This window comes from Mycobacterium kyorinense (assembly GCF_001672775.1).
GTDB lineage: Bacteria > Actinomycetota > Actinomycetes > Mycobacteriales > Mycobacteriaceae > Mycobacterium > Mycobacterium kyorinense_A.
On sequence record NZ_LZKJ01000078.1, the window covers coordinates 1 to 15,888 of the forward strand.

Genomic DNA, 15,888 nt, shown 5'->3' on the forward strand with positions numbered 1-15,888 from the left:
CAACTTGCGCAGGTGGGTGAGCTGCGGCAAACCCAGGTACTCGGCGATGATGGCCGGCACCGCTCCGCCGACGCCGTCGGTGGACTCGTTGCCGGCGATCACCAGCTCGGTGCCCTCGATGGTGCCCAGCGCCCGGGCCAGCGCCCAACCGGTCTGCACGACGTCGGAGCCGTGCATCCCGTCGTCGAGCAGGTGGACGGCCTTGTCGGCACCCATCGACAGCGCCTTGCGGATCGCTTCGGTGGCGCGCTCCGGGCCCGCAGTCAGCACGGTCACCGAGCCCTCGGTTCCGTCGGCGGCCTCTTTCTCCCGGATGAGCAGCGCCTCTTCGACGGCGCGCTCGTTGATCTCGTCCAGCACGGCGTCGGCGGCCTCGCGATCCAGCGTGTAGTCGCCGTCGGTGAGCTTGCGCTCCGACCAGGTGTCTGGGACCTGCTTGATCAGGACCACGATGTTCGTCATAAGTGTGGTTCGTCCTCCTCGAAGGAGTCCCGCAGCCGTCGACTGCAGGACCAGGGTCACGTCTTACGCCACCACACACGCATGTTACTGAGCGGTAACTTTGTGCGGTTCGCTCTCACACCATAGCGGGTCGTGCTAGGCCCGATTGCCCGCCCGTCTGCGGTGACCCATTCGCGATCGGCGCCGTAGGGGCTAGCCTCCCTACTCATTGACGTCCACCCCAGACCGGAGTCCGAGGATCCAACCCGTCCTCCCTACTTGGCAGCAGGAGAGCTGAGTTGAGGTTCACAGTTCACAGACCGCCCTGCGGCGAGGTCTCCCTGTGCTGGTACCGCCCGTCCGGCGGCGATGTTGCGGGCAGCGTTCACATCGGCATTGCACGGCCCGGTTTTACAGGCGACGCAGGCGAAGACCGCTTGGCTCTTGCGGTTTTCGGGTGCGACGTACCCACAGGCCGAGCATCGTTGCGACGTTTACGCGGCAGGGACCCGTTGAACTCGGCCCGTAGCCTTATGGTCGAGCCTGGCCACCAGTCGACCCCATCCTTGTCGACTGATCGCGCGATTAAGGCCCCGCTTCTGGGCAACACGAACGCCCGGTTGATCAAAGGTGCCGCGCGCAGAGCGTGTCATCGCCCGCACGTCGAGGCTCTCCACTCGAATGGTGTCGAACCGACGCGCCAGATCGGTCGTGGCTTTTTCCACCCAGTCTCGTCGCCGGTCCGCCTCGCGCGCTCTGAGCCTTCCGATCGCCAGCTTGGTGCGCTGTCGGCGGTGGGAGCCACGCCGGGCTCGCGCCAGGCGCTGGTGAAGGCGGCGCAGCCGGATCTGTTCACCAGGTGTCAGGCTGGGGGCGTGCAGCAACTCCCCAGTCGACAAGGCCGCCGACACGGCGACACCACGATCGACGCCGACCACGCTGCCGTCCCTGGGTCCCGGGATTGGGCAGGGGATGTGGGCGAACGCGATATGCCAACGACCGGCCCTGTCCCGAGTGATGCGATAGGACTTCACACCGTCAGGCACGGCCCGAGTGAAACGGAAGCGGACCCATCCGACCTTGGGCACCCATACCCGCGCGCAGTGCCTGTTGAGTTTTTCGATGTGGCAAGGCTTGAGCCCAACCTGACGGAACCCTTCATGAACGCCGGCCTTGCGCCACGACGGTCGGCCATGGGTTCCGGCGAGAAAATTTTGCATAGCCTGTCGGAAATCGCGCAGTGCTTGCTGCTGCACCGTCTGCGACCCGGCCGCCAACCAGTCGTATTCGGCGCGGATGTCAGTCAACTGCGCCGACTGTTCGCGGTACCCAGGGGCGCGGCGGCCTGGCTGCCACATCTGCTGCTGCTCGACGGCCAGGTTCCACACGAACTGTGCATGCCGACAATGCTCCAGCAGCACCACCTCCTGTGCGGGTGTTGGCACCAACCGAAACCGAGACACACCCGAAAGATAGCCACGGCCACCGACAACAACGGACAATGCACACCGGCACATGTCGGGTTCGGCATTCCGCCCCGGCATAATCGCCCGGATTTCACGCCGAAGGAGGGCTGATGCGCACGTTCCATACCTCCACCGACGCCGCACTGCCGTTGACCGGCGAGCGCACCATTCCCGGCCTGGACGTGGAGAACTACTGGTTTCGCCGCCACGAGGTGGTCTACCAGCGGTTGGCTTCGCGCTGCGCTGGCCGCGAGGTGCTCGAGGCGGGCTGTGGCGAGGGCTACGGCGCCGACTTGATCGCCGCGGTGGCCAGTCGAGTGGTGGCGCTGGACTACGACCAGTCGACGGTCGCCCACGTGCGCGCACGTTATCCGCGGGTCCAGGTCATGCACGGCAACCTCGCTGCGCTGCCATTGCCGGACGGTTCGGTGGATGCCGTGGTCAACTTCCAGGTCATCGAGCATCTGTGGGATCAAGCACAATTCGTCTCCGAGTGCGCCCGAGTCCTGCGGCCGTCGGGGGTGCTGATGGTGTCCACACCGAACCGGATCACGTTCTCACCGGGCCGCGACACCCCGATCAACCCGTTTCATACCCGGGAGCTCAATGCCGACGAGCTGACCCAGCTGCTGCTCGACGCCGGATTCGCGACCGTGACCATGAGCGGAGTCTTCCACGGGCCGCGGCTGGTCGACATGGATGCCCGGCACGGCGGCTCGATCATCGACGCGCAGGTTGCCCGGGCGGTGGCCGACGCGCCCTGGCCACCCGACCTGCTGGCTGATGTGGCCGCTGTCCGTGCCGACGACTTCGAGATCGTCGACGCAGCCGACCGCGATATCGACACCAGCCTGGATCTCGTCGCGATCGCGGTGCGCTCGTGACGTATAGCGCCGACCCGCCGGTGCCCGGGCTGTTCACCCTGGTATTGCACACCCACCTACCGTGGCTGGCCCACCACGGCCGCTGGCCGGTCGGCGAGGAGTGGCTCTACCAGTCATGGTCAGCGGCCTACTTACCGCTGCTGCGGGTACTGCACACGCTTGCCGACGAGGACCGGCGCGGAGTGATCACGCTGGGGATGACGCCGGTCGTGACCGCCCAGCTGGACGACCCCTACTGCCTCGACGGCATGTATCACTGGCTGGCTAACTGGGGGCTACGCGCCGCCGAAGCCGCCAGCATGGCAGAGCCGTTGCGGGCCTTCGGGATTCGCGAGCGCGCCGAAGCCGACCTAGCTCTCGAAGACTTCGCCACGTTGTGGCACCACGGTGGCAGCCCGCTGCTGCGCGGCCTGGTCGATGCCGGCACGGTGGAGTTGCTCGGCGGCCCGCTGGCCCACCCGTTCCAGCCGCTGCTGCATCCGCGGTTGCGGGAATTCGCGCTGCGTGAAGGGCTGGCCGATGCCCGGCAGCGCTTGGCGCACACCCCGAGTGGCATTTGGGCGCCCGAATGTGCCTACGCGCCGGGCATGGAAAACGATTACGCCGCAGCCGGAGTCGGGCACTTCATGGTCGACGGACCCTCGCTGCACGGCGACACCGCGTTGGGGCGGCCGGTTGGCGACACCGATGTCGTGGCGTTCGGGCGCGACCTGCAAGTCAGTTACCGGGTGTGGTCGCCGAAATCCGGCTACCCCGGCCACGCCGCCTACCGCGACTTCCACACCTACGACCATCGCACCGGCCTGAAACCGGCCCGGGTCACCGGCCGCAATGTGCCCTCGGACGCCAAAGCGCCCTACGACCCCGAGCGCGCCGACCGTGCGGTCGACGTCCACGTCGCCGATTTCGTCGACGTCGTCCGCAGCCGACTGCTGGGCGAATCCGAGCGGATCGGGCGGCCGGCCCACGTCATTGCCGCGTTCGACACCGAGTTGTTCGGCCATTGGTGGTACGAGGGACCGGTGTGGCTGGAACGGGTGCTGCGGGCCCTGCCCGAAGCCGGGGTGCGGGTCGGCACTTTGAGCGACGCGATCGCCGACGGTTTCGTCGGCTCGGCCGTCGAATTACCGCCCAGCTCTTGGGGTTCCGGTAAGGACTGGCAGGTGTGGTCGGGCGACAAGGTGGCCGATCTGGTGCAACTCAACGCCGAGGTGGTCGATACCGCGCTCAGCACGGTCGACAAGGCGCTGACCCAGAACGCGTCATTGGATGGGCCGATCCCCCGCGACCAGGTCGCCGACCAGATCCTGCGCGAGACGCTGCTGACGGTCTCCAGCGACTGGCCGTTCATGGTCAGCAAGGATTCCGCCGCCGACTATGCCCGCTACCGGGCGCACCTGCACGCCCACGCCACCCGGGAAATCGCCGATGCGCTGGCGTCGGGCCGCCGCGAAGTCGCCCAGCGACTGGCCGACGGCTGGAACCGTGCCGACGGGTTGTTCGGCGCCCTCGACGCCCGGCGGCTGCCATGCTGATCGCCTTTCCGCGCGAGCGTGCGTGTTCCCGGCCGACACGCCGAGCGTGCGGCCGGGAACACGCACGCGCCGCCGGGGGGGGGGGGGGCCCCCCCCCCCCCCGGCGGGGGGGCGGCCCTCAAACCCCCCCCGCCCGCGCCAAAGGTGGGCGCACCAAAGGTGGGCAGCCGCATGAAGATCCTGATGGTGTCGTGGGAATACCCGCCGGTGGTGATCGGCGGGTTGGGCCGCCACGTGCATCACCTGTCGACGGCGCTGGCCGCAGCCGGCCACGAGGTCGTCGTGCTCTGCCGCCGGCCGACCGGAACCGACCCGAGCACACACCCGTCGACAGAGGAGTTCAGCGAGGGCGTGCGGGTGGTCGCGGCCGCACAAGACCCGCATGAGTTCACGTTCGCCGACGACATGATGGCCTGGACTCTTGCCATGGGACACGCCATGACCCGCGCCGGGCTGACGCTGGACTTCACGCCCGATGTCGTGCACGCACACGACTGGCTGGTGGCCCACCCTGCCATCGCCCTAGCCGAATTCCACGATGTGCCAATGGTTTCCACTATCCATGCGACTGAGGCCGGCCGGCATTCCGGCTGGGTGTCCGGCCCCGTCAGCCGCCAGGTGCATGCCCTCGAGTCGTGGCTGGTGCGGGAATCCGACTCGCTGATCAGCTGTTCGGCATCGATGAGCGACGAGATCACCGAGCTGTTCGGTCCCGGGTTGGCGCAAATCACGGTGATCCGCAACGGAATCGACGCGGGGCGTTGGCCCTTCGCGGCCCGCCGGCCGCGCACCGGCCCACCGGAGCTGCTGTATGTGGGCCGGTTGGAATACGAGAAGGGCGTACACAATGCGATCGCCGCACTGCCGCGGATCCGGCGCGCCCATCCCGGCACCACGCTGACCGTCGCCGGTGAGGGCACCCAGCAGGACTGGCTCGTCGACCAGGCCCGAAAACACCGAGTGCTCAAGGCAACCAACTTCGTCGGACGGCTCGGCCATGACGAGCTGCTGACCGCACTGCACCGCGCCGACGCGGCCGTATTGCCCAGCCACTACGAGCCGTTCGGACTCGCCGCGCTGGAAGCCGCCGCGGCCGGAACCCCGTTGGTGACGTCCAACATCGGCGGCTTGGGCGAGGCGGTGATCAACGGCCAGACCGGCATGTCGTGCCCACCGCACAACGTAGCCCAACTGGCCAAGACGGTGTGTGCCGTGCTCGACGACCCGGCCGCCGCGCAGCGCCGTGCACACGCCGCCCGGCAGCGGCTGACTTCGGACTTCGATTGGCACACCGTGGCCGAGGAGACCGCGCAGGTGTACCTGGCCGCAAAGCGTCGCGAACGCCAACCGCTGCCCCGGTTGCCGATCGTCGCCCACGCGCTACCCGACCGGTAGCCGGAAAAGGCCGGTACCGTCGAGCCATGAGTCTGGTGTATTCCAGTGTGATCGACGCGCCGCGCGACGAGGTGTTCGCCTGGCATGCCCGGCCCGGGGCATTCACCCGGTTGTCGCCGCCCTGGCAGCCGATGCGATTGCTCACCGAGGCCGACTCGCTCAAGAACGGCCGCGCGACCCTCGCGCTGCCCGGAGGCCTGCGCTGGGTGGCCCAGCACCAGGCCGACTTCTACGATCCGCCAAGGCGTTTCGTCGACGAGATCGACAGCGCCGGGCTGACCTCGCTGCCGGCCCGAATCGCGATGCGGTGGCGCCACACCCACGACTTCGAAGAGGTCAGCGCCAACCAGACCCGAGTGATCGACCGAGTTGCGACCTCGGTGCCCGAGGGGGCGCTTCGGCCGATGTTCGGCTACCGGCATCGCCAACTGGCCGACGACCTGGCCGCACACCGGCTGGCAGCCGAGCACGGGCTGCAGCCACTGACCGTCGCGATCACCGGTTCCTCCGGCCTCGTCGGATCGGCGTTGAGTGCGTTCCTGTCCACCGGAGGGCACCGCGTCATCCGACTGGTGCGCCACCCGGCGACCAATACCACTGAGCGGCAATGGGATCCGGACAACCCGAACCCGGGCCTACTGGCCGGTGTCGACGCGGTGATCCACCTGGCCGGCGCCTCGATCGCCGGGCGCTTCACTGACGGCCACCGGCGCGCGGTTCGCGACAGCCGAATCGGCCCCACCCGGCAGCTGGCCGAACTCGTCGCCCAAACGCCCGACGGTCCCAGCGTGCTGATCTGCGCGTCGGCGATCGGCTTCTACGGCTATGACCGCAGCGACGAAATCCTCACCGAGGACAGCGACCGCGGCGACGGGTTCCTCGCCGACGTCGTCGCCGACTGGGAGGGTGCGACGGCGCCGGCACAACAGCCCGGAACGCGAGTAGTGCTGGTGCGCACCGGCATCGTTCAATCACCGAGCGGAGGCACTCTTCGCCTGCTGCGCCCGCTGTTCAGCGCCGGACTGGGCGGGCGGGTCGGCAACGGCCGACAGTGGCTGTCCTGGATCGGCCTCGACGACCTCATCGACATCTACCACCGCGGACTCTGGGACACCCAACTGTCCGGACCGGTCAACGCCACAGCGCCCGAACCGGTGCGCAACACCGACTACACCCGCACCCTCGCGCGCGTCCTACACCGACCCGCGGTGTTGCCGGTACCCGCGCTGGGGCCGCGACTGTTGCTCGGCAACCAGGGGGCCCGCGAGCTGGCCTGCGCAAGTCAACGGGTCAGCCCCGCACGTCTGCGGAATGCCGGTCACCGGTTTCGCCAACCCAACCTCGAGCAGGCATTGCGCCACCTGTTGGGTCGGGCGGCGGCATGATCAGACAACAGCCGCGCGGACGCTATTTCCCGTACCGCTATGACCCTCGGCTGGCGCCGATGTGGCTGCCGTTCCGCGCCTGGCCCGCAACGCAGGGCGTCACGCTCACCGACAGTCGACTGGTCGCCCGCTATGGGCCCTTCGTCGTCGACGTGCCGCTGACGCAGATCGACGATGCCCATGTCACCGGGCCGTATCGGTGGTGGACCGCGGTGGGGCCACGGCTGTCCATGGTCGACGACGGCCTGACCTTCGGAACGAATGCCGCCGCGGGCGTGTGCATCCACTTCAACCCGCCGATTCGTCGCGTCCTCGGCTTGCGTGATCATTCCGCGCTCACCGTGACGGTGGCCGACACCGACGGGCTGCGCGCAGCGCTCGACGACGCGCTCAAGCGATAACGACGGCTGACGTCTTCTGCTAGCCAAACAGTGTCAACGTACCGCTAGCCAAACCTCCGGAACTTCATTAAGTTAACGTTTAAGGAAATGAACTGGGTTTGCAAAGCTGTCTGACCTCCATCGAGAGTCAGCGCTGTCTTGGCAACAACCCTTTTTGGGGTGTTTGCCGGCGTCGTCAGGGGGGTATGACCGCGTGAGGTTAGGCCAACCGAGCAAAGCCGCTGACAAACGTTCAGAAAGGGCAGTCGGTGAGCGAACTCTCTAGTTTGTCGTTGGTGCCCGCAGTGGATTTGCCCAGCGCTAATAACGGCGTGAACGCCGGCGGCTTCACTGCTTGGCGCGCGAGTGTTCGGGATGGCGTGCTTCTTCACGTGTCCGAGTTTGTCTCCGCACGCACCGCGGAGTTGGATCGCGCAGGCATCGATGCAGCCGGCGACATCCTGCTGAAGTTTGTCTCAGGCGGAAAATGCCTGCGATCGGCCTTCATGTATATGGGCTGGCTGTGTGGGGAGGCAGCCGACGATGCGGCTTTGCGCGCGGCCGCCAGCCTCGAGTTGCTGCACGCATTCGCGCTCCTACAGGACGACGTGATGGACGAGTCGCCCCAACGAAGAGGCCGGCCGGCGGCGCATATCCAATTCGCGGCTTGGCACCGAGCAAAGAGCCTATCCAGTTCACCGCGCCGGTTCGGCGAATCGGCGGCGATTCTGCTCGGCGATTTATGCCTGATCTGGGCGGAGCAGATGCTGCGCGAGTGTGGCATGGACCTTCCTCGCCTGCAGCAAGTGTGGCCTCGATACGACGCCATGCGAGTGGAGTTGGCGGTAGGCCAGTTCGCCGACCTGACAAGCGACATCCGCGATCAACCATCGTTGGAGTCCGTTTTGATCGTGGCACGACGGAAGTCAGGTAATTACACGGTGCGCCGGCCCTTGGAGATCGGCGCCGCGATGGCCGGTTGCGATAGTTACACTGTTTCCCAACTTGGCCGATATGGCGCCGCTGTCGGGGAGGCATTTCAGCTTCGCGACGACCTGCTGGGTGTTTTCGGTTCGTCGGCGCGCACAGGCAAGCCCGATGGCGGCGACTTGCTTGAACGCAAGGCAACGAGCGTCATGGTGACCGCGCAGCAGATGGCGGATCCGCCCACCCGCCGCGAGCTGACCGAACTAATGAGCAGCGACCACCTGGACGACTCCTTGCTCAATCGATGGAAGACCTTGATCGCCACAACTGGAGCGGTGCAGCGGATAGAAGAAATGATCAGCGAGCATCTGGCGTCGGCGCAAAAAGCATTGGCCGACATGGCAATCGACGAAGCTCTGCGAGAAGCGCTGGCAAACATGGCGACCGCGTGCACAGAGCGCGACGAATGAGCCGCATGGATTTGGGAATTTTGCACTGATGCGAACTGTCCGGAGGCGTAGCGATCACGTGGTGGTTGTCGGCGCCGGCTTGGCGGGCCTGGCCGCAGCCCTGCACCTGGCGGGTCGTGGCCGGACCGTCACCGTCGTGGAGCGGCAGCCGTGGCCCGGCGGACGGGCAGGCCGCCTTGACGTCGACGGCTACCAGATCGACACCGGCCCGACAGTCTTGACGATGCCGGACATCATCGACGATGTCTTCGCCGCCGTGGGTGAAACTTGTGCCAATCGTTTGCAACTGCTGCCCGTGGACCCGGCGTATCGGGCCATGTTCGCCGACGGCAGCTGGATCGATGTACACAGTGACCCGGATCAAATGGCCAGCGCCATCGAAACCTTTGCCGGCCGCCAGCAGGTTGTCGGCTATCGCAGGTTGCGTGACTGGCTGACTCGTCTGTACCGCATCGAAATCGACGGCTTCATCGGCACGAACTTCGATTCACCCCTCGATCTGTTGACGCCGCAACTGGCAAAGCTGGCGGTGATGGGCGGATTTCGTAAGTGGGACGGGATGATTAAGCGGTACATCACCGACCCGCGGCTGCGGCGGGTCTTCACTTTCCAGTCGCTATATGCCGGTGTGGCTCCGCAGGACGCCTTGGCTGCCTATGCGGTGATCGCCTACATGGACACGATCTCGGGCGTCTTCTTTCCGCGCGGTGGTGTACGAGCGCTACCTGACGCGTTGGCCGCCGCGGCAGTCGACTCCGGTGTGCGGTTTCATTACGGATCAACGGTCACCAGCCTCGACCGCACCGCTAAGGAAATCATCGCCATCCGAACCGACCAAGGCCAACGGATCGCCTGCGATGCGGTAGTCCTCACCACCGAACTACCCCAGACCTACGAATTACTCGGCCGTACACCGCGTCGCCTGCGTGCTCTTCGCTCGTCGCCGTCGGCGGTTGTGGCTCACGTTGGCTGCCACCGCGTGCACCCGCCGACCGCCCATCACACAATACTTTTCGGTGACGTCTGGGAGCACACGTTCACCGACATCATTCACGACGGCCGGCTGATGCGAGATCCGTCACTGCTTGTCACCCGGCCGACCGCCAGCGATCCGACGCTCGCACCGGCCGGACGAGACTTACTCTATTTGCTCGCCCCGGCGCCCAATCTTGCCCGGTGCGCGGTCGACTGGTCGGTCGAAGGTCAGAGATACGCGCAAACGATTGTGGACACCGTGCAGGACCGGCTAATACCGGACCTGGGCGACGATGCCACCGTGCTCGGCGTCGTCAACCCGGTCGACTGGGCACGTCAGGGGATGGCCGCCGGCACACCGTTCGCGCTCGCGCACACCTTTGGTCAAACAGGGCCATTCCGCCCGGCGAACACCGTGCGCGGCATCGACAACGCGGTGCTGGCCGGATCGTCGACCGTGCCGGGCGTGGGTGTGCCGACCGCGCTGATCTCCGGTCGGCTCGCGGCCGACCGCATCACGGGGGTCGTCGGCCGATCACGGAAACACCTCGACCTGAAAGCTTCACTGCCATGATTCGAAGCGAGCTCGACGCTGCCGGCATTGACGACCCCCGGCTGCGTGACGCCTATCGCCGCTGCCGCGAAATCAATGCCGCGCACGGGCGGACGTTCTTTTTGGCCACACGATTGCTGGCGCCAGACCAACGGCCTCCGGTGCACGCCCTATACGGATTCGCCCGCTACGCCGACGATATCCTCGATGACTTCAATCCACATTGGACAATCGATGTCCGAACTATACGACTGAGGGAGCTAGGCGACCGGTTCTTCGCGGGTGGCGACCATCATAAAGATCCCGTGCTCGCCGCGGTCAGCGACACCGCACGCAGCTATGACATCGATGCAGCATTATTTGATGACTTCCTGGCGTCGATGCGGATGGATCTATCCATCACCGACTATCCCGACCGCGAGGCGCTCAACCGCTATATGCGGGGATCAGCGGAAGCGATTGGACTGCAGCTACTTCCGATACTCGGCACCGTATGCTCCGTGGCGGAGGCCGCCCCCTACGCCGCGGCGCTCGGGCGGGCTTTTCAACTCACCAACTTTCTGCGAGACATCGACGAAGACCTGATGCGAGGCAGGATCTACCTGCCCGCAGACGAACTCGCCAGTTTCTGCGTGGATCGCGATGTGCTGATGTGGTGCCACCACAATCATCGCACTGATACGTGGGTGCGCAGCGCGCTGGCCGCCCAGCACGAAATCGCCCGGCAGACATATAGGTTCGCGGCCGAGGGGATTGCGTTGCTGGCGCCTCGCTCCCGGCCCTGCGTGGCAACCGCTTTGACCCTCTACTCGGGGATTCTCGACAATATCGAAGACAGCGACTTCGCGGTATTCAGCCGGCGCGCCACGGTAGGCACCACCCGACGACTCCGAGTAGCCGGTGCTGGACTGTTCCGCGCATGGAGAGCCCGCGTCGGTGAAACAGGTGCGGCATGAACGATCGATGGCAATATCTGCTCGTCCTGGCCGCATGCGTGGCGATCACCGCACCCTTGGAGGCGTTTGGACGCGGGGTATACCGCCGACCTCAGCGTCTGGTGCGGGCGGTGTTACCTGTCGCCGTGATTTTTTTGATTTGGGATGAGATTGCAGTGGCCTGCCACATTTGGACCTACGACGCGGCATATATCACGGGTCTGCGCATACCGTTTCAGGTGCCGATCGAGGAGGTTTTGTTCTTCATCGTGATTCCGTTGTGCGCTCTGCTGACCTATAACGCGGTGAGCACTATTCTCGATTGGGCGAAGCGAAGGTGACCGGACTCGGTTATGCCGCGCCGGCCGTGCTGGCAGTGCTGGCAGTCTTCGGAATCGAATTGGCACTACTACGTACCGGTCTGTTTCGGCGCCCTGCCTACTGGTTGTCGATGCTGATCGTGCTCGGGTTTCAGGTTCCGGTGGACGGCTGGCTGACCAAGCGCAGCGCCCCGATCGTCAGCTATGACGAGCGACAGATCAGCGGCCTGCGGTTTCCGTTCGACATCCCGGTCGAGGATTTTTTGTTCGGCTTCGCGATGCTTACTGCGGTGCTGCTGTTATGGGAACGCCAACGTGTGCGCAGGTAGGCTCCGTCCCAACGACGGATTGACCCGCGCATTTGACGACGGAGCGGTGGCCTACGACCGGTTGGTCCGTGCAAATCCCGGCTATCACCCGCACCTGCGGCGCTCAGCACGTCGCATGCGCCTGCCTGGTGACGGCGAAGGGCTAAGACTGCTTGATGCCGGCTGCGGCACCGGCGCATCGACAGCGGCGCTGCTCACTGTCGCGCCGAAATCCGATATCGTCGCTATCGACGCTTCGCGGGGCATGCTTGATGTCGCAGCCGGCAAGAAGTGGCCCCCGTCAGTGCATTTCGTGCATGCCCCTGTCGAGAGGCTGGCTGACCACGGGGTCACCGGACCGTTCGACGGCATACTGGCCGCGTACCTGGTGCGCAACCTCGCCGAGCCAGATAAGCAGTTGCAGCAGTTCTGTGCGCTGCTACGGCCCGGCGGCACATTGGCCGTCCACGAGTATTCCGTGCGTGACTCGCGCGCGGCCACCGGGGTATGGCATGCGGTGTGCTGGGGCATCATCATCCCGGCCGGATTCTGGCGCACGCGCGACACCACGCTGTACCGCTATTTATGGCAAAGCGTGCTGGCTTTCGACGGTGCAGCACGATTTCGGCGTCGGCTTTCCGACGCCGGATTCACCGCAGTGCGCAGCCAAACCATGCCTGGGTGGGAAGCCAATATTGTGCACACATTCCTCGCGGATGCGCCGCAATGACCGATCGTCGTCGCCAAACCCACTTGCCCCCACTGGGGTTGCGTCATGCGAGCGCATTGACGTCGCGCCCAGCTGTCATGGTCATCGGTGCTGGTATCGCCGGGCTAACCGCCGCGACCGGACTGGCTGAACGCGGCGTTGCGGTCACGATCCTTGAACGCGAAAGCTATCTGGGCGGACGGGTCGGCGGCTGGACCGAGAACCATGACGGCGCCGAACTTGCCATGAACCGCGGCTTTCACGCATTCTTTCGCCAGTACTACAACCTGAGGGGCCTGCTGAAGCGAATCGATCCGCAACTGCAAATGCTGGCGCCCGTCGACGACTATCCGCTAGTCGATGGCGCTGGTCGGCGCGAAAGCTTCCGCGGCCTTCCTCGAACCCCGCCGTGGAACGCGCTGGCGTTCGCGATGCGAAGCCCGACCTTTCGGCTACCGGATCTGGCCCGCATCGACGCGCGGGCCGCTGCGCCGCTAGCTTCTGTGTCGTTGCCCGACATCTATCACCGGCTTGACCATGTCGACGCTGAAACATTCCTTAAGGGCATCAATTTCCCCGATGCCGCTCGGCATCTGGCGTTCGAAGTGTTTTCCCGCAGCTTTTTCGCTGAACCTTCGCAGCTGTCGGCAGCCGAGTTGGCGACGATGTTCCACATCTACTTTCTGGGCTCCAGTGAGGGCCTCATCTTCGACGTTCCCACTTCGAATTACGACACCGCTCTGTGGCAGCCGTTACAGCGCTACCTTGAAGAGCTCGATGTGCGGTTTCACCTTGGAGACAGCGCAATTCGCATCGATGTCAACGTTGACGACACGTTCAGCGTGCATACCGACTCGACTGATCGTCTAAAGGCCGACGCCGTGGTGCTAGCCACTGATGTCGGCGGGCTGCAGCGAATCGTGGCAGCGTCATCGAACCTGGCCGACGACACGTGGCGTAAACGGATACAGCGACTACAGAGCGCGTCGCCCTTCGCGGTATATCGACTGTGGCTTGACCGACCCGTCGCGGGCCACCGCCCGGCATTTCTCGGGACTGCCGGGCATAAGCCGCTCGATAACATCAGCGTATTGGAGCGCTATGAAAGCCAAGCCCGCGACTGGGTTCAGCGCCGTCGCGGCTCCGTCGTCGAATTACACTCATATGCATTGCATTCCGCGCCATGCAGGGAGTCAGCGATCCGGCAGCTACATGCGCTCTACCCTGAGACTGCAGAGGCGAACATCATCCATGACCGCGTTCTCCATCGCAGCGATTGCCCGCTGTTCACGCCGGGCTCCTACGCGCACCGGCCGAGCATCACCACGCCCCAACCCGGGCTGATGCTGGCCGGCGATGGGATCCGAGTCGATCTTCCGGTGGCGCTCATGGAACGCGCCGCCACCACCGGCTGGTCGGCGGCCAACCGACTACTGGCCCAGTGGGGGCTTGCCGGTCATACGCTGACCACGGTGCCCACCCGCGGCCGATGGGCACCGCTGCGCTGGCTGGCGAACCGTCAAAAACTGAGATCCTCATGAACATTCGAGATCAAGTACGGCAGCGGTGGCCAAAGAGTTGGCCGCTGCAGATCGTCCCACCCACGCCTTGGGCTCGCCAGAAACCGACCTACCGCGACGCAAAGCCGGTCATCATCAACGCCGCACTGGACCGCTCCCAACGTCGACCCACCGGAAATTGGTACGCATTTGCCGCTAGCCGCGAGATACGCACCGACCGTCCATTCGGTGTCGTCGTCGCCGGAGTCAACATTGTCGCCTGGCGTGACCAGCGGCACCGCCTCCATGTCGGCCCACGCACTTGCCCGCATCTCGGGGCGGATCTCGCGACCGGCGTAGTTCACGACGGCACGCTGATGTGCCGATGGCACGGACTGGCCTTCGACGGCGAAGGCTGTGACTACAGCTGGGCACCGCTGCGGGGTTACGACGACGGTGTGCTCGCCTGGGTGCGACTCGACGACATCGGTACAGAGCCGCCCTCGGAAAAGCCGTCGATTAGTCATCGACCGACCGGCGAAACGGTCCATACCGTCGCCAAAGTGGTCGGCATATGCGAACCCGTGGACATCATCGCTAACCGGCTCGATCCATGGCATGGCGCGTGGTTTCACCCGTACTCGTTCACCAGTCTCGAGGTCCTCAGCACCCCGACTGAGCAGGACGACCGTTTTCTGGTCGCAGTCACCTTCCGGATGGCACGATTCGGTGTACCGGTAATTGCTGAGTTCACCTGCACCGACGCGCGAACCGTCGTGATGCGGATCATGGAGGGCGAAGGAGTAGGCAGCGTTGTCGAAACACACGCCACACCAATCGGTCCAGGCGCCGATGGACGCCCACGTACGGCCGTGTTAGAGGCCGTCGTCGCACATTCCAGCCGTCCGGGGTTTCCCCTCGCATCCCGGCTTTCGCGAGTCATCGCGCCGCTCATGCGCTACGCCGCCACCCGGCTCTGGCGAGACGACCTCGCCTACGCCGAGCGCCGCTACCAGCTACGCGCCGGTCGATAGGAATTCTCGGCCGTGAAGAGATTGCACTTCGCCTTCGTAGTGGGCACGGTCAGCGCGCATTTCACGTACTTGATTTATCTGCCAAGCGGCGGTTTTCTCGCGCTGCGTTGGCCACGCACCCTCTGGCTACACATACCGGCCGTCGTGTGGGGCGTCGGAGTAGTGACGTTGAACTTGCCTTGCCCACTCACGTCATTGGAAGAATGGTCGCGCGCTAACGCGGGAATGGACTCGCTGCCGACCACCGGCTTCGTCGATCGTTACATCGCGGGCCACTTTTATCCGTCGAACCGCACGGGTACGGCCCAAGCACTGGCCTTTGCCGCGGCCGCTCTCTCATGGGGTGCATTGTTGTGGATGCGTGTGGGCAAGCGGAGGTGATCGACCCACCTGCCGTGGGTACTCACACCACACCAGGATTGGCCCAGCCCCGGTTCAACAATCCATCACACGGTGGGGATTGGCCGCTCGCCATCAACGACGAGACCGTAGTTGAAAGCTGCAGGCCGCTAGGAGAACTCGTCTTGCTCGCGAAGTTGACACCGCTCGCCGCAGCCCGAATCACGTTACGGCTTGAGGATATCCCCGGCGGCTGCCGCGTAGCCATGCACGAGGTCCCAGCCAAAGGTCCATCGATACTCATCCCTGGCCCGGCAGCTCTGATGACAGTGT

16 protein-coding genes and 1 pseudogene are annotated in these 15,888 nt (G+C 65.2%); 14 read left to right on the forward strand and 3 right to left on the reverse strand.

The features are described from left to right. The 3 genes and pseudogenes from A5707_RS07690 to A5707_RS07695 form a co-directional block, all read right to left on the reverse strand. The coding region (locus A5707_RS07690) for an electron transfer flavoprotein subunit beta/FixA family protein (RefSeq protein ID WP_419866372.1) at positions 1–462 on the reverse strand (462 nt) is incomplete at its 3' end. Positions 463–716: 254 nt separating this feature from the next. Then, positions 717–923: pseudogene (locus A5707_RS24400) on the reverse strand (RNA-guided endonuclease TnpB family protein); the annotation flags it as partial. A 12-nt stretch (positions 924–935) separates the two neighbouring features. Next, positions 936–1,886 (reverse strand): RNA-guided endonuclease InsQ/TnpB family protein, encoded by a 951-nt coding sequence (locus tag A5707_RS07695; protein WP_232000662.1) that lies wholly within the window; start codon positions 1,884–1,886, stop codon positions 936–938. A 131-nt stretch (positions 1,887–2,017) separates the two neighbouring features. Between A5707_RS07695 and A5707_RS07700 the strand changes: the two genes are divergently transcribed. The 14 genes from A5707_RS07700 to A5707_RS07765 all read left to right on the forward strand — a co-directional run bounded on the left by A5707_RS07700 (position 2,018) and on the right by A5707_RS07765 (position 15,597). Next, positions 2,018–2,791 (forward strand): class I SAM-dependent methyltransferase, encoded by a 774-nt coding sequence (locus tag A5707_RS07700; protein WP_065013911.1) that lies wholly within the window; start codon positions 2,018–2,020, stop codon positions 2,789–2,791. Next, positions 2,788–4,326, forward strand: coding sequence for a glycoside hydrolase family 57 protein (locus A5707_RS07705; protein ID WP_065013912.1), 1,539 nt, complete (start codon positions 2,788–2,790; stop codon positions 4,324–4,326). Before A5707_RS07700 ends, A5707_RS07705 begins: the two co-directional genes overlap by 4 nt. 171 nt (positions 4,327–4,497) lie before the next feature. After that, complete coding sequence (locus A5707_RS07710) at positions 4,498–5,721, forward strand: glycosyltransferase family 4 protein (RefSeq protein ID WP_065013913.1); 1,224 nt, start codon at positions 4,498–4,500, stop codon at positions 5,719–5,721. A gap of 26 nt (positions 5,722–5,747) precedes the next feature. Beyond that, positions 5,748–7,106: a TIGR01777 family oxidoreductase gene (locus A5707_RS07715; RefSeq protein ID WP_065013914.1), complete on the forward strand. Its 1,359-nt coding sequence runs from the start codon at positions 5,748–5,750 to the stop codon at positions 7,104–7,106. After that, positions 7,103–7,507, forward strand: coding sequence for a hypothetical protein (locus tag A5707_RS07720; RefSeq protein ID WP_065013915.1), 405 nt, complete (start codon positions 7,103–7,105; stop codon positions 7,505–7,507). Before A5707_RS07715 ends, A5707_RS07720 begins: the two co-directional genes overlap by 4 nt. A gap of 284 nt (positions 7,508–7,791) precedes the next feature. Further along, positions 7,792–8,883 (forward strand): polyprenyl synthetase family protein, encoded by a 1,092-nt coding sequence (locus A5707_RS07725; RefSeq protein ID WP_331713126.1) that lies wholly within the window; start codon positions 7,792–7,794, stop codon positions 8,881–8,883. 28 nt (positions 8,884–8,911) lie between these two features. Further along, positions 8,912–10,432 carry a phytoene desaturase family protein gene (gene crtI, locus A5707_RS07730; RefSeq protein ID WP_065013916.1) on the forward strand — a complete coding sequence of 507 codons (1,521 nt, stop codon included), beginning with the start codon at positions 8,912–8,914 and terminating at the stop codon, positions 10,430–10,432. Further along, positions 10,429–11,367, forward strand: coding sequence for a phytoene/squalene synthase family protein (locus A5707_RS07735; RefSeq protein ID WP_065013917.1), 939 nt, complete (start codon positions 10,429–10,431; stop codon positions 11,365–11,367). The genes crtI and A5707_RS07735 overlap by 4 nt, the downstream gene beginning before the upstream one ends. After that, positions 11,364–11,687, forward strand: coding sequence for a lycopene cyclase domain-containing protein (locus A5707_RS07740; protein WP_065013918.1), 324 nt, complete (start codon positions 11,364–11,366; stop codon positions 11,685–11,687). The genes A5707_RS07735 and A5707_RS07740 overlap by 4 nt, the downstream gene beginning before the upstream one ends. Next, complete coding sequence (locus A5707_RS07745; RefSeq protein WP_065013919.1) at positions 11,684–11,995, forward strand: lycopene cyclase domain-containing protein; 312 nt, start codon at positions 11,684–11,686, stop codon at positions 11,993–11,995. The genes A5707_RS07740 and A5707_RS07745 overlap by 4 nt, the downstream gene beginning before the upstream one ends. Beyond that, positions 11,982–12,704 carry a class I SAM-dependent methyltransferase gene (locus A5707_RS07750; RefSeq protein ID WP_065013920.1) on the forward strand — a complete coding sequence of 241 codons (723 nt, stop codon included), beginning with the start codon at positions 11,982–11,984 and terminating at the stop codon, positions 12,702–12,704. The genes A5707_RS07745 and A5707_RS07750 overlap by 14 nt, the downstream gene beginning before the upstream one ends. Then, on the forward strand, positions 12,701–14,224 hold the full coding sequence (locus tag A5707_RS07755; protein WP_065013921.1) for a hydroxysqualene dehydroxylase: 1,524 nt from the start codon (positions 12,701–12,703) through the stop codon (positions 14,222–14,224). Before A5707_RS07750 ends, A5707_RS07755 begins: the two co-directional genes overlap by 4 nt. Next, entirely contained in the window at positions 14,221–15,216 is a 996-nt protein-coding gene (locus A5707_RS07760; RefSeq protein ID WP_065013922.1) for a DUF5914 domain-containing protein, read from the forward strand. Before A5707_RS07755 ends, A5707_RS07760 begins: the two co-directional genes overlap by 4 nt. Before the next feature lie 12 nt (positions 15,217–15,228). Beyond that, positions 15,229–15,597: a DUF2784 domain-containing protein gene (locus A5707_RS07765; RefSeq protein WP_065013923.1), complete on the forward strand. Its 369-nt coding sequence runs from the start codon at positions 15,229–15,231 to the stop codon at positions 15,595–15,597. Positions 15,598–15,888: the final 291 nt, after the last annotated feature.

Bases quoted from the DNA above. Each gene is read 5' to 3' on its own strand.
- A5707_RS07700 (WP_065013911.1), top strand. From the start codon at position 2,018: ATGCGCACGTTCCATACCTCCACCGACGCCGCACTGCCGTTGACCGGC.
- A5707_RS07710 (WP_065013913.1), top strand. From the start codon at position 4,498: ATGAAGATCCTGATGGTGTCGTGGGAATACCCGCCGGTGGTGATCGGC.
- A5707_RS07715 (WP_065013914.1), top strand. From the start codon at position 5,748: ATGAGTCTGGTGTATTCCAGTGTGATCGACGCGCCGCGCGACGAGGTG.
- A5707_RS07720 (WP_065013915.1), top strand. From the start codon at position 7,103: ATGATCAGACAACAGCCGCGCGGACGCTATTTCCCGTACCGCTATGAC.
- crtI (WP_065013916.1), top strand. From the start codon at position 8,912: ATGCGAACTGTCCGGAGGCGTAGCGATCACGTGGTGGTTGTCGGCGCC.
- A5707_RS07735 (WP_065013917.1), top strand. From the start codon at position 10,429: ATGATTCGAAGCGAGCTCGACGCTGCCGGCATTGACGACCCCCGGCTG.
- A5707_RS07740 (WP_065013918.1), top strand. From the start codon at position 11,364: ATGAACGATCGATGGCAATATCTGCTCGTCCTGGCCGCATGCGTGGCG.
- A5707_RS07755 (WP_065013921.1), top strand. From the start codon at position 12,701: ATGACCGATCGTCGTCGCCAAACCCACTTGCCCCCACTGGGGTTGCGT.
- A5707_RS07760 (WP_065013922.1), top strand. From the start codon at position 14,221: ATGAACATTCGAGATCAAGTACGGCAGCGGTGGCCAAAGAGTTGGCCG.